The 12,380-nt window shown below is 45.5% G+C and carries 12 protein-coding genes and 4 tRNA genes; 10 read left to right on the top strand and 6 right to left on the bottom strand.

Annotation, left to right across the window (positions count from 1 at the left end; all coding sequences use genetic code 11):
* Positions 1-252 precede the first annotated feature (252 nt).
* The 6 genes from kdsA to hemA are packed head-to-tail and all read right to left on the bottom strand — an operon-like array spanning position 253 to position 5,642.
* Positions 253-1,104 carry a 3-deoxy-8-phosphooctulonate synthase gene (gene kdsA / locus ACHUFZ_RS14320; RefSeq protein ID WP_394127679.1) on the bottom strand — a complete coding sequence of 284 codons (852 nt, stop codon included), beginning with the start codon at positions 1,102-1,104 and terminating at the stop codon, positions 253-255.
* A 44-nt stretch (positions 1,105-1,148) separates the two neighbouring features.
* Complete coding sequence (locus tag ACHUFZ_RS14315; RefSeq protein WP_394127678.1) at positions 1,149-1,958, bottom strand: SirB1 family protein; 810 nt, start codon at positions 1,956-1,958, stop codon at positions 1,149-1,151.
* A gap of 30 nt (positions 1,959-1,988) precedes the next feature.
* Positions 1,989-2,372 carry a SirB2 family protein gene (locus ACHUFZ_RS14310; protein ID WP_004414994.1) on the bottom strand — a complete coding sequence of 128 codons (384 nt, stop codon included), beginning with the start codon at positions 2,370-2,372 and terminating at the stop codon, positions 1,989-1,991.
* Positions 2,373-2,384: 12 nt separating this feature from the next.
* The gene (prmC, locus tag ACHUFZ_RS14305) at positions 2,385-3,245 is read right to left on the bottom strand and encodes a peptide chain release factor N(5)-glutamine methyltransferase (RefSeq protein ID WP_394127677.1); all 861 of its coding nucleotides are present in this window, start codon (positions 3,243-3,245) and stop codon (positions 2,385-2,387) included.
* Positions 3,246-3,249: 4 nt separating this feature from the next.
* Positions 3,250-4,338, bottom strand: a complete 1,089-nt coding sequence (gene prfA, locus ACHUFZ_RS14300; RefSeq protein ID WP_394127676.1) for a peptide chain release factor 1 — start codon at positions 4,336-4,338, stop codon at positions 3,250-3,252.
* Positions 4,339-4,385: 47 nt separating this feature from the next.
* On the bottom strand, positions 4,386-5,642 hold the full coding sequence (hemA, locus tag ACHUFZ_RS14295; RefSeq protein ID WP_394127675.1) for a glutamyl-tRNA reductase: 1,257 nt from the start codon (positions 5,640-5,642) through the stop codon (positions 4,386-4,388).
* Positions 5,643-5,803: 161 nt separating this feature from the next.
* On the opposite strand from hemA, the gene lolB reads away from it, so the two are divergent.
* The 10 genes from lolB (at position 5,804) to ACHUFZ_RS14245 (ending at position 12,234) form a co-directional block, all read left to right on the top strand.
* Complete coding sequence (gene lolB / locus ACHUFZ_RS14290) at positions 5,804-6,418, top strand: lipoprotein insertase outer membrane protein LolB (protein WP_394127674.1); 615 nt, start codon at positions 5,804-5,806, stop codon at positions 6,416-6,418.
* Positions 6,415-7,287, top strand: a complete 873-nt coding sequence (ispE, locus tag ACHUFZ_RS14285) for a 4-(cytidine 5'-diphospho)-2-C-methyl-D-erythritol kinase (RefSeq protein WP_394127673.1) — start codon at positions 6,415-6,417, stop codon at positions 7,285-7,287. Before lolB ends, ispE begins: the two co-directional genes overlap by 4 nt.
* A gap of 29 nt (positions 7,288-7,316) precedes the next feature.
* Entirely contained in the window at positions 7,317-8,261 is a 945-nt protein-coding gene (locus tag ACHUFZ_RS14280; protein WP_053440350.1) for a ribose-phosphate pyrophosphokinase, read from the top strand.
* Between the two features lie 174 nt (positions 8,262-8,435).
* Entirely contained in the window at positions 8,436-9,755 is a 1,320-nt protein-coding gene (locus ACHUFZ_RS14275) for a Na+/H+ antiporter NhaC family protein (protein WP_394127672.1), read from the top strand.
* A 58-nt stretch (positions 9,756-9,813) separates the two neighbouring features.
* Entirely contained in the window at positions 9,814-10,404 is a 591-nt protein-coding gene (gene pth, locus ACHUFZ_RS14270; RefSeq protein WP_053440356.1) for an aminoacyl-tRNA hydrolase, read from the top strand.
* 10 nt (positions 10,405-10,414) lie between these two features.
* Positions 10,415-11,506 carry a redox-regulated ATPase YchF gene (gene ychF / locus ACHUFZ_RS14265; protein WP_134835182.1) on the top strand — a complete coding sequence of 364 codons (1,092 nt, stop codon included), beginning with the start codon at positions 10,415-10,417 and terminating at the stop codon, positions 11,504-11,506.
* Between the two features lie 268 nt (positions 11,507-11,774).
* Positions 11,775-11,851: transfer RNA gene (locus ACHUFZ_RS14260), tRNA-Met, on the top strand.
* A gap of 37 nt (positions 11,852-11,888) precedes the next feature.
* Positions 11,889-11,973, top strand: a tRNA-Leu gene (locus ACHUFZ_RS14255).
* A 31-nt stretch (positions 11,974-12,004) separates the two neighbouring features.
* Positions 12,005-12,079, top strand: a tRNA-Gln gene (locus tag ACHUFZ_RS14250).
* A 78-nt stretch (positions 12,080-12,157) separates the two neighbouring features.
* Positions 12,158-12,234: transfer RNA gene (locus ACHUFZ_RS14245), tRNA-Met, on the top strand.
* Positions 12,235-12,380: the final 146 nt, after the last annotated feature.

Genomic DNA, 12,380 nt, shown 5'->3' with positions numbered 1-12,380 from the left:
TCAAAATTGCACTTGTACTCATAAATGATCACAAGCAAACGTTTTCATGTGCTTTCGAGTGGTTTGTGAGGTTGATTAACCATTCAACAGATTATGATAACGCTAACAGAATTCTCTTCGCTTTCAGCGACTTATTGTTACGTTATAACATTCCAACTCAATACCTAATTCGCTGTTAACTCACCTTTTTCAGTGTGTTTGAAGTATAAAAAAACCGGCTAAATGCCGGCTTTCTCGAACCATAAATTAGGCTTACTTAATGTCGATGTGGTCAAAACCTTTGATCAGATCATCCAGTGCTTTCATTTGTGCTAGGAACGGTTCCAGTTTATCAAGCGGCAGTGCCGATGGACCATCACAACGAGCCTGATCTGGAGTCGGGTGCGCTTCAATAAATAGACCTGCGATACCTGTCGCTAAACCTGCTTTCGCCAGTTCAACAGTTTGCTCACGACGACCACCTGACGCTGCACCTGAAGGATCACGCATTTGCAGTGAGTGCGTTACATCAAAGATGATTGGGCTGCCGCTAGATGCTTTCTTCATTACACCAAAGCCAAGCATGTCTACGACTAGGTTATCGTAACCGTGACAAGAGCCACGCTCACATAAGATGATGTTGTCGTTACCACACTCGCTGAACTTATCAACGATGTTGCCAACTTGACCTGGGCTCATAAACTGAGGTTTCTTCACGTTGATTACCGCACCGGTTTTCGCCATCGCTTCAACAAGGTCTGTTTGACGAGCAAGGAATGCTGGTAACTGAATAACGTCAACTACGTCTGCAACAGGCTGTGCTTGTGCTTCTGTGTGAACATCGGTGATGATCTTTACACCAAAAGTATCTTTTAGCTCTTGGAAGATTTTCATACCTTCTTCAAGGCCAGGGCCACGGTAAGAGTGAACAGAACTGCGGTTAGCTTTATCGAAAGACGCTTTGAATACGTAAGGAATGCCCAGTTTTTCTGTCACTTTTACGTAGTGCTCACAAATCTGCATCGCAAGATCACGAGATTCTAGAACGTTCATACCTGCAAACAACGTGAATGGCTTGTCGTTCGCTACAGGAATATCACCAACGTGGACAATTTTCTGTTCCATTTTCTTCTCTCTATTTTGTGTAGTGCCAGCTTTACGGGCTGGGCTTAATGTAAGGTAACTTGAGTGTTGCTCATCGCTGACACTTGATTCTTTAGCAGTTCAGCAGCAGGGTCATCGGGACACTGTTCAATGAAAAACTGGTAGTCCGATAAAGCGACCTGATGGCAATCTAGTTGCTGATAGATAAACCCTCGATCTCGAATTTCATAAGGGTCATCAGGCACAAACGTTAAGGCTAAATCAGTACATTTCAACGCCAAAGTATAGCGCTCTTCACGGAGTAGAGCACTTTTCAGTAGCGCCAACCAACGGCCAATTACCGTTGGATTGTCCGTTTCCTCAAGATGCTTTGATTCTAACTTTGCTAATGGACCTTTGTGGCCGATCATCCATGCATTTAAGGTATGTTCAGAAACATACTCACCATTAAATGGGTTGATATAGAGCGGCTTCTCACCGTACCACTCCAACTTAAGCAAAAACTGAGTCGGGAAAGTCACTCCCACTAAAGGAAAACCAAGCTTACGAGCGATAAATAACAGTATCGCACCGAGGCTCACGGGAATGCCTTTACGCTGCTCAAGAACCTTGTCGATAAAGCCATTTTCTGAACGAAAGTAACTGTCTCTATCTCCTTGGAACCCCCACTCGTAGTAGAACAGGCGAAGAAGTGACTCAAAGCGCTGCTTTTCATTCACCTCATGCGATAAAGCCAATTCAGCCTCGCGAACTAATCGGTTTAGTTCAGCTTCAGCCCATTCAACTTCTGTCTGAGGAGAAATCGCTTTGTTCAATGCTAGAGCCCCTTGTGCGAGCTCCATAGCGTCGAAATCTTCATCAAATAACTCAAGCATATTGGCTATTAGACCTTCTTAACCAAATCATTAACCGAAGAACATCGGTGTTTTGCTCACAGCCACCTTGCCAGCCATCGCTAACCAACCAAGAGCGCCGAAAAATGAGAATGTTTTTAGCAATTTATTCTTACCCAGCTTCAAGGCAAAAAAGCCTAGTGCAATGTACGCCAATACGCAGGTAATTTTCTCTGTTAGCCAAGGTGCTGCTGGCGTGAAAGGAATAAAGCCAGTGATAAAGATCAAACCGATACCTGATAGCAATAGAGCGGTGTCATTGATATGCGGAAACACCTTAAAGAATTTTTTTTCTAACAGGTTTGAGTTTGCCATCATCATTGCAAAGCGTACCGACAGTAAGGTTGCGCTAATTGCGATAGTTAGCAGGTGGAAATGTTTTAAACCTTCGTACATTGTTATTCTCTCTTACTTCACTGATGAAAACTGACCAATCGTTACTCGGTCTTTGTCACCATAGTCCTTGTAGGTTGCCACTTGGTCATAACCAAGCGAGCGTAATAATTCTCTGACAGGCTCACCTTGTTCGAAGCCATGCTCAAACATCAGCCAGCCATTATCCATTAAGTAATCTCGAGCTTGCGTAGCAATATGTCTAATATCTGCCAAGCCTTTTTCATCAGCCACCAAAGCGCTTAATGGCTCAAACCGCACATCACCTTGCGTTAAGTGCGGATCTTCTTTCTCGATATAAGGAGGATTTGACACAATCAAAGCAAACTCTGTACCAGCGGCAAGTGGCTCAAACCAACTGCCCGCAAGAAACTGAGTATTGGTGAGATTCAAAGCACTCGCATTGCTTTGTGCCAATTGCTGTGCATCTTCCTTAAGATCGATTCCGGTTACTTGTCGCTTCGGTAGCTCTGATGCCAGCGCCAACGCGATTGCCCCCGTCCCAGTACCAAGATCTAAAATGTCGCCTTCCATTTGCATCGCTTTATCTAACGCGATTTCAACCAGACGTTCAGTGTCCGGCCTTGGGATCAAAGTGGTAGGAGAGACTTTTAATGGCAATGACCAAAACTCGCGCTCGCCAACGATATAAGCGACAGGTTCACCTGTTAGGCGACGCTGCAACAAATCATCAAACGCAGCAAGTTGCTGAGCATCTAAGATTTTGTCAGGCCAAGTAAGAAGAAATGAGCGAGGCTTGTCGAGTGCATGGCAAAGAAGCACCGCGGCATCAAGAGAGGGCGAATCACTGCCACTCTCTTGAAGTTGCTGTACGGCCTGCTTTAGTGTGTATTCAACACTGTTTTCAGCCGACATTTGATTAGTTGTTCTCTGCTAGAGCAGCGAGCTGATCAGCTTGGTGCTCTTGGATTACCGGATCAACAAGGCTTGATACATCCCCTTCCATCACTTCACTGAGTCGGTAGATGGTCAGGTTGATACGGTGATCGGAAACACGGCCTTGCGGGTAGTTGTACGTACGGATACGGTCACTACGGTCGCCCGAACCCAGTAGGTTACGACGTGTATCAGACACTTCCGCAGCACGCTTCGCTTCTTCTGCTTGGATAATACGCGCAGCAAGAACCGCCATTGCTTTCGCTTTGTTCTTATGCTGAGAACGCTCGTCCTGACACTCTACAACCGTACCGGTTGGTAAGTGAGTAATACGGATTGCAGAATCGGTGGTGTTAACGTGCTGACCACCCGCGCCTGATGCACGGAAGGTATCAATTTTAAGGTCTGCCGCTTTAATTTCTGGGATTTCCGCTTCAGGGATTTCCGCCATTACTGCAACGGTACACGCAGATGTATGTACTCGGCCTTGAGATTCAGTCGCTGGAACACGCTGTACGCGGTGGCCACCTGACTCAAACTTAAGCACACCGTATGCGCCATCACCAGACACTTTAGCAATCATCTCTTTGTAACCGCCGTGCTCTGATTCGTTAGAAGACATGACTTCTACGCGCCAGCCTTTCTTCTCAGCGAACTTACTGTACATACGGAATAGATCACCAGCAAAGATACCAGCTTCATCACCACCCGCGCCTGCACGGATCTCGAGGAAACAGTTACGGTCATCGTTAGGATCTTTTGGAAGAAGTAAGATTTGAAGCTCATCATTTAGGCGCTCAATAGTTTCTTTCGCATCTTTGATCTCTTCTTGCGCCATTTCACGCATTTCTTCATCGTCTTCTTTTGCCATTTCTTCAGCGGCAACAAGATCTTCCTGAGCTTGCTGATAAGCTTGGAAACACTTAGTCACTTCTTCAAGCTGAGAGTACTCTTTTGATAGCGCACGGAATTTATCTTGGTTTCCAATCACATCTGGATCACCAAGTAGGTGTTGAACTTCTTCGTAACGCTCAACTAGGGTTTCTAGCTTAGTTAAAATAGAGGCTTTCATAGTTTTCTTTAACTCAGGGGTTTGATGAAGTCTGTCGCTCTTAGTTACTAAGAGTTATCCAGACCTAAACTTTGTCTAATAGTGGCAAGCTTGGCTGGCTCACCATGCTCTGCAGCACTTTGTAATGCTCTGGTCGGCGCATGAATTAATTTGTTAGTCAGCTTATTGCTCAGCTCTAACAATACCTTTTCTGCATCAGCGCCCGCTGCAAGGGACTGTAAACTTTTATTCAGCAAGTCTTCGCGAATTTCATTGGCTGATTGGCGGTACTCTCGAATACTATCCACCGCTTGGAGTGAACGCATCCAAGACATGAATGCCGCACTTTCTTCACTAACGATCGCTTCCGCTTGAATGGCTTCAACTTTGCGTTGTTCGATATTGCTATCGACGATCGATTGAAGATCATCAACCGAATATAGGTAAGCATCGTTGAGCTCACCGACTTGCGATTCAATATCACGAGGAACGGCAATATCAACCAATAACATCGGTTGGAATCGTCTCGCTTTAAGCGCTGATTCCACCATACCTTTACCAATAATAGGTAACGGACTGGCCGTTGAACTGATGACAATGTCTGCGCGAGATAAGTGCTCTGGGATCTCTGGTAGCCCAATAACTTCAGCGCCAAACTGCTCAGCAAGCGGCATTGCGCGCTCTTTAGTTCGGTTGGCAACAATCATCTTGGTGCAACCATTACCGGCTAAATGTTTAGCAACCAATTCAATCGTCTCACCCGCACCGACCATTAATACCGTCGACTGCTCTAGAGATTCAAAGATATGTTTCGCTAAAGTACACGCTGCATAAGCGACAGAAACAGCGTTACCACCGATATCAGTTTCAGTACGAACTCGCTTAGCAACCGAGAAAGCTTTTTGAAATAGCTTCTCCATCGCGGAGTCTACCGCTTTATGGTCACGAGAGTCCGAATACGCTTGTTTGACTTGCCCCAAAATCTGAGGTTCACCCAACACCAATGAATCTAACCCACAAGACACTCGCATGAGATGACGGATAGCCGCCTGCTCTTCATGGATATAGAGGCTCGGTTTAAGATCTTCTGGGCTAACTTGATGAAATTGAGATAACCAATCGATGACTTTTGTTTTCGTACCGTTTTTTACATCACAGTAAATCTCGGTGCGATTACAGGTTGAGACGACCACACTGCCGTTTACCAGTGGATTGTCGCCAAGCTGTTTTAACGCTTCAGGTAACTTTTCCGGGCCAAATGCGACTTTTTCACGCAGTTCGACTGAGGCCGTATTATGGTTGATACCTATAGCAAGCAAAGACATGTATCGATGGTTCTCTGAATCAGATAATGGATAAATAGGGACGGAATTTTACTTGATGACCCCGTTTATTGAAAGGGGAATCCCGATATGTTTTCTTGAGTTCGTGATTTCAATGATATAGTGAAGACGAACTTTGGGAAAAACTGGATAAATATTCGACAATGATGACACATTTTCGCGCCTTCTTTTTACTCCTTGTTACCAGCCTGATTCTACCGGGCTGTGCTAGCATAGACAGTACAACCAATGTCGAATGGGAAAGCCATCAACAACGCCTCGCGATGATCGAAAACTATCAAGCCTCTGGTAAGCTTGGCTATATTGCACCGCAGCAACGCCAATCGCTCAACTTTCAATGGCAAGACTCAGCTCAAGAGACGAAATTACGCATGACCACTTTCCTAGGTCAAACCGTTCTAAACCTCAATGCGACCCCAACTTTAGCAACCGTTGAAACCTATGAAGGGCAAACTTACTCGGCATCGACCCCTGAAGCCCTAATTAAACAACTTACTGGGCTCAACATTCCTGTCGAACAGCTAAATGACTGGATGTTAGGACGCCCAACCCAAGCCGACGACTATCAATTAAATCAAACCAACACGCTGGCTTCACTCACTAAGCAAGTGAATGCGCAAAATTGGACACTTGATTACTTAAGCTACCAAGATGTTCAGCATTTGGGTGCTGCGCTTCCTTTGCCTAAAAAGCTAAAGCTTACCCAAGGTAGTACCTCTATCAATATTGTTATTTCGAAGTGGACGTTCGACGAATGATCTCAGAGACCACACACTGGCCTTCTCCTGCCAAACTGAATCTATTCCTTTACATTACTGGTCGCCGCGCTAATGGCTACCATGAGCTACAAACCCTATTTCAATTTCTCGACCATGGCGATGATTTAACTATCACAGCTACCCAGTCAGGAGAGATCACACTCTCTCCTGAAATCCCAGGCGTCCCATTAACAGACAACTTGATTTGGAAAGCGGCAAAGGCGCTGCAAGAGAAAAGTGGTTGTCAGTTTGGGGCTCATATAGAACTCAATAAGATACTGCCAATGGGCGGTGGTATTGGTGGCGGGTCATCAAATGCTGCAACCACATTAGTTGCCTTAAACCACTTATGGCAAACCGATGCTAGCGAAGATGAGCTAGCAGAGATCGGGTTAAAGTTGGGTGCTGATGTGCCAGTGTTCACTCGAGGATTTGCCGCCTTCGCTGAAGGTGTTGGTGAGCAGTTGACTCCCGCTGAGCCAGAAGAAAAATGGTATCTCGTCGTAAGACCGGACGTATCAATTGCAACCGTAGACATATTCACTCACCCAGAACTGACGAGAAATACGCCGAAACGTTCACTGGCAACGCTTCTTGACAGTAATTACGGAAACGATTGCGAAAAAATTGTTCGAATGCTGTACCAAGAGGTTGATAAGCAACTTTCTTGGCTGCTACAATACGCGCCGTCGCGATTGACTGGCACTGGATCGTGCGTTTTTGCTGAATTTTCCAGCAAAAGTGACGCCGAAACAACGCTAGCCGAACTGCCTGACACAGTCTCTGCTTTTGTTGCAAAAGGCAAGAATATTTCGCCTCTGCACGAGAGACTGGCTAAGTATCGCTTAGCCCACACACAATCTATTTAAAAACTGGACGCAACCCTGAGGTTTCCACCGTGCCTGATATGAAGCTATTTGCTGGTAACGCTACACCTGAACTAGCCCAACGTATTGCTGATCGTCTATACATCTCTCTTGGTGATGCTACTGTTTCTCGTTTTTCTGACGGCGAAGTCGCTGTTCAAATCAACGAAAACGTACGTGGTAGTGATGTTTTTATCATCCAATCTACTTGTGCACCAACTAACGACAACCTAATGGAACTTGTAGTGATGATTGACGCAATGCGCCGCGCTTCAGCGGGCCGTATTACAGCAGTTATCCCTTACTTTGGTTACGCTCGCCAAGACCGTCGTGTACGTTCTGCTCGTGTGCCAATCACTGCAAAAGTAGTTGCTGATTTCCTTTCTAACGTTGGTGTTGACCGCGTTCTAACTATCGACCTTCACGCAGAGCAAATCCAAGGCTTCTTCGATGTACCTGTAGACAACATCTTCGGTACACCAGTACTTCTTGAAGATATGGAAGCTCGTGGTCTAGAGAACCCTGTAGTTGTTTCTCCTGACCTAGGCGGTGTTGTTCGCGCTCGTGCAACTGCAAAAGCACTAGGTGACATCGATATCGCAATCGTTGATAAGCGTCGTCCACGTGCTAACGTTTCTGAAGTAATGAACCTAATCGGTGATGTTGAAGGTCGCGACTGTGTGATCGTTGATGACATGATCGATACTGGTGGCACACTATGTAAAGCAGCAGAAGCGCTAAAAGAACGTGGCGCTAAGCGTGTATTCGCTTACGCAACTCACGCTGTATTCTCAGGTAACGCTGCACAGAACATCGGTAACTCTGTTCTAGACCAAGTAATCGTCACTGACTCAATTACTATGTCTAAAGAAATGGCAGACACAGGTAAAGTAACAACGCTAAGCCTATCTCGCATGCTTGCTGAAGCGATTCGTCGTATCAGCAACGAAGAGTCTATCTCAGCGATGTTCAGCTAATCACTGTTGAAATCATTTTTAAAAGCCCGCTTCTAGCGGGCTTTTTTGTATCTGTTCTTACCTAACTATTCATGACAACGCTCAGGACAAAAGCCGTTTAGACGTCTAGATGTTGACGCATCTAATCCCTAAGCGTACTCTTAGCGCCAATTTCAGCTTATTGAGACTTTTGTCATGCCCGTAACACCTTCGGCGAAAGCCCTATTGCCTCTAGCGCTCTTTCTAACTCTGTTCATCGGCGTTGGAAGCTATCTCACTTTTCAAGGGGTAGATTTTGCCTTCTATCAACTGCCTGCACCAGTAGCCGCATTGCCTGCGATCATAGTCGCGATACTACTTAGCAAAGAGAAACTCAACAAAGCGATTGAACAATTTGTGCGGGGTGTTGGACATAGCGACATCATCGCAATGTGTATTATCTACCTGCTTGCTGGGGCATTTGCCGCTGTAGCTAAAGCAACGGGCGGGGTAGACGCTACCGTAAACCTTGGTCTTTCATTGCTACCACCAAACCTTATCTTGCCGGGTATGTTCCTAATTGCTGCTTTTATCGCAACTGCAATGGGGACCTCCATGGGTACAATTGCCGCTCTTGCGCCCGTTGCGCTAGGTATTGCGGATACCGCTGGAATTGATCATGCGATTGCTGCAGGCGCGGTGCTAAGTGGTGCGATGTTTGGTGATAACCTGTCGATCATTTCTGATACCACCATTGCCGCGACTCGATCTCAAGGCTGTGAAATGAAAGATAAGTTCAAAGAGAACGTCGCTATTGCTCTACCAGCTGCAATTGTCTCATTAGTTCTATTCACGCTGCTCAGCACGCCAAGTGAAGTACCAGCAACCATCGAGATCGAATGGCTTAAAGTAGCACCTTATCTCACTATCTTAGTACTGGCTGTTTCTGGCCTTAACGTGTTTGCAGTATTGACCGTAGGTATTCTATTAGCAGGCGCAGTAGGGTTGTTTAATACTGAGCAATACTCTCTCACTCAGTATGGTCAAGATATTTACGCCGGTTTTGGCAACATGCAAGAGATCTTCTTACTCTCGATGTTTATCGGCGGCTTAAGTTCACTAATGAAATACCAAGGTGGTCTGGCTTGGATAACTCAGTCTCTGAGTAAACTTCTCAACTCATCAAGCCGTAAAAGTGGCGAGTTTGGTATCGCCCTACTGGTGAGCTTAGTTAACAGCTGTACAGCAAACAACACTGTTGCCATTTTAGTTTCAGGCAGCATCGCCAAAGATCTAGCTGAGAAGCATGATATCTGTGCTAAGCGTGCCGCTAGTTTGTTAGATATATTCTCTTGTGTCGTTCAAGGTGTTTTGCCTTATGGCGCGCAGGTACTTTTGGCCGGTTCTATCCTCAAACTTTCGCCTCTTGAAGTCACTATGCACTCTTATTACTGCTTTGCTTTAGCCGCTGCAGCGCTACTTGCGATTATTTTCAAGTCCACAAAAGGTAGGGAGACAAGCACGGCTGTCGCTTGATCACAAAAAACTGTGCTATCATACCGCGCTTTTTGAGATTCCAAGAGAGATCCTAACCTTGAGTCAACCAATTAAACTGCTTGTCGGCCTAGCCAATCCTGGGCCTGAATACACTAGAACTCGCCATAATGCGGGCGCTTGGGTAGTAGAAGAACTAGCACGCGTACATAACGTTACCCTGAAGAACGAACCAAAGTTCTTTGGCCTAACAGGACGCATTATGGTCAACGGACAGGATCTTCGACTACTCATCCCAACGACGTTTATGAACCTTTCAGGCAAAGCGATTGCTGCATTAGCAAAGTTTTATCAGATCAAACCTGAAGAAATCATGGTCGCGCATGATGAGCTAGATTTACCACCTGGTGTTGCTAAATTTAAGAAAGGCGGCGGCCATGGCGGTCATAACGGCCTTCGCGACACCATCAGTAAACTTGGAAACAACAAAGATTTCTATCGTCTCCGCATTGGCATTGGCCATCCGGGGCACAAAGATAAAGTAGCCGGTTTTGTTCTAGGCAAAGCACCGGCAAAAGAGCAAGAGCTTCTTGATGCAGCAGCAGATGAGTCTGTTCGCTGTTTAGATATCCTGATTAAGGATGGTCTATCAAAAGCACAAAACCGTCTACACACGTTCAAAGCTGAATAAGGTTACTATCATGGGTTTTAAATGTGGCATCGTTGGTCTACCAAACGTTGGTAAATCAACTCTGTTTAACGCACTTACTAAAGCAGGCATCGAAGCAGCAAACTTCCCTTTCTGTACTATCGAACCAAACACAGGCGTAGTACCTGTGCCAGATCTTCGCCTAGACGCACTAGCGAAAATCGTAAACCCACAGAAAGTACTGCCAACTACGATGGAATTCGTAGATATCGCTGGTCTAGTTGCAGGTGCATCACGCGGTGAAGGTCTAGGTAACAAATTCCTAGCGAACATCCGCGAAACTGATGCGATTGGTCACGTTGTTCGTTGTTTTGAAAACGAAAACATCGTTCACGTAGCGGGTAAAGTGTCGCCAATCGAAGATATCGAGGTAATCAACCTTGAGCTTGCAATGGCTGACCTAGACTCTTGTGAGCGTGCAATCCAACGTAACGCTAAGAAAGCAAAAGGCGGCGATAAAGACGCTAAATTTGAACTGACTGTTCTTGAAAAACTGCTTCCAGTTCTAACTGAAGGTGGCATGGCTCGTACAGTTGAGCTTTCTAAAGAAGAGCTTGCAGCAGTAGGTTACCTAAACTTCCTAACGCTTAAACCAACAATGTACATTGCTAACGTTAATGAAGATGGTTTTGAAGACAACCCATATCTTGATGCGGTACGTGACTACGCAGAAAAAGAAAACAATGTGGTTGTAGCGGTATGTGCTGCTATTGAATCTGAACTTTCAGAGTTAGAAGACGAAGATCGCGAAGAGTTCCTTGCAGACATGGGTATCGAAGAACCTGGTCTTAACCGTGTGATCCGTTCTGGTTACGAACTGCTTACTCTACACACTTACTTCACTGCCGGTGTTAAAGAAGTGCGCGCTTGGACGATCCCTGTAGGTGCAACTGCGCCACAAGCTGCAGGTAAGATTCACACTGACTTCGAAAAAGGCTTCATCCGTGCAGAAGTTGTTGGCTATAACGACTTCATCGAGTTCAACGGTGAAAGCGGTGCGAAAGACGCAGGTAAGTGGCGTCTAGAAGGCAAAGAGTACATCGTAAAAGATGGCGATGTGGTTCACTTCCGCTTCAACGTATAATTTATATACAAGTCTTTGACTTAAAAGGTCAGCGCTCATGCTGGCCTTTTTGCTATTTGTTAATTTAGTTTTCACTTAACTCCTTCAAGTTGCGTCATTTTGTTATCAGTTTTCGATGATTAACACGCCTCTTTGTTTAAAAAGAAATCGAACAGTCCATTTATGCCGATTTATTCAAAAAAACTATTGACGCTTTTGACTCAACTACGCATAATGCGCCCCGTTCCCAACAAGACGGCAACGCATTGTTGGAGCAAAAACATGGTATGGCTACGTAGCTCAGCTGGTTAGAGCACATCACTCATAATGATGGGGTCACAGGTTCGAATCCCGTCGTAGCCACCATTCCTAAATACTTTTTAGAAAGTAATTAGGAATAGATGCGGAAGTGGCGGAATTGGTAGACGCACCAGATTTAGGTTCTGGCGCCGCAAGGTGTGAGAGTTCAAGTCTCTCCTTCCGCACCATTATTTGAAGCCTCTTTAATTAGAGCACTGCAGGTCTATCGCCAAGCGGTAAGGCAGCGGCTTTTGATGCCGCCATTCCCTGGTTCGAATCCAGGTAGACCTGCCACTATTTATAGTGCTAAGCCTAATTAAAAAATGGCTTGTCACTAAGAGCGCAACAGTTTATATTGTCTCGCTCACGAGTGGCTACGTAGCTCAGCTGGTTAGAGCACATCACTCATAATGATGGGGTCACAGGTTCGAATCCCGTCGTAGCCACCATTCCTTTTTTAGGAAACAAATATAAAGTTATTAGTTTTTACCAATTAACTAGTAACTATGTAGATTCAAGATGCGGAAGTGGCGGAATTGGTAGACGCACCAGATTTAGGTTCTGGCGCCGCAAGGTGTGAGAGTTCAAGTCTCTC

It is taken from the genome of Vibrio hepatarius (genome assembly GCF_043642085.1).
Lineage (GTDB): Bacteria > Pseudomonadota > Gammaproteobacteria > Enterobacterales > Vibrionaceae > Vibrio > Vibrio hepatarius_C.
The sequence above is the reverse complement of the archived record's forward strand: the minus strand, read 5'-3'. Positions and strand labels throughout refer to the sequence as shown.

Bases quoted from the DNA above. Each gene is read 5' to 3' on its own strand.
- kdsA (WP_394127679.1), bottom strand. From the start codon at position 1,104: ATGGAACAGAAAATTGTCCACGTTGGTGATATTCCTGTAGCGAACGAC.
- ACHUFZ_RS14315 (WP_394127678.1), bottom strand. From the start codon at position 1,958: ATGCTTGAGTTATTTGATGAAGATTTCGACGCTATGGAGCTCGCACAA.
- ACHUFZ_RS14310 (WP_004414994.1), bottom strand. From the start codon at position 2,372: ATGTACGAAGGTTTAAAACATTTCCACCTGCTAACTATCGCAATTAGC.
- prmC (WP_394127677.1), bottom strand. From the start codon at position 3,245: ATGTCGGCTGAAAACAGTGTTGAATACACACTAAAGCAGGCCGTACAG.
- prfA (WP_394127676.1), bottom strand. From the start codon at position 4,338: ATGAAAGCCTCTATTTTAACTAAGCTAGAAACCCTAGTTGAGCGTTAC.
- hemA (WP_394127675.1), bottom strand. From the start codon at position 5,642: ATGTCTTTGCTTGCTATAGGTATCAACCATAATACGGCCTCAGTCGAA.
- lolB (WP_394127674.1), top strand. From the start codon at position 5,804: ATGATGACACATTTTCGCGCCTTCTTTTTACTCCTTGTTACCAGCCTG.
- ispE (WP_394127673.1), top strand. From the start codon at position 6,415: ATGATCTCAGAGACCACACACTGGCCTTCTCCTGCCAAACTGAATCTA.
- ACHUFZ_RS14275 (WP_394127672.1), top strand. From the start codon at position 8,436: ATGCCCGTAACACCTTCGGCGAAAGCCCTATTGCCTCTAGCGCTCTTT.
- ychF (WP_134835182.1), top strand. From the start codon at position 10,415: ATGGGTTTTAAATGTGGCATCGTTGGTCTACCAAACGTTGGTAAATCA.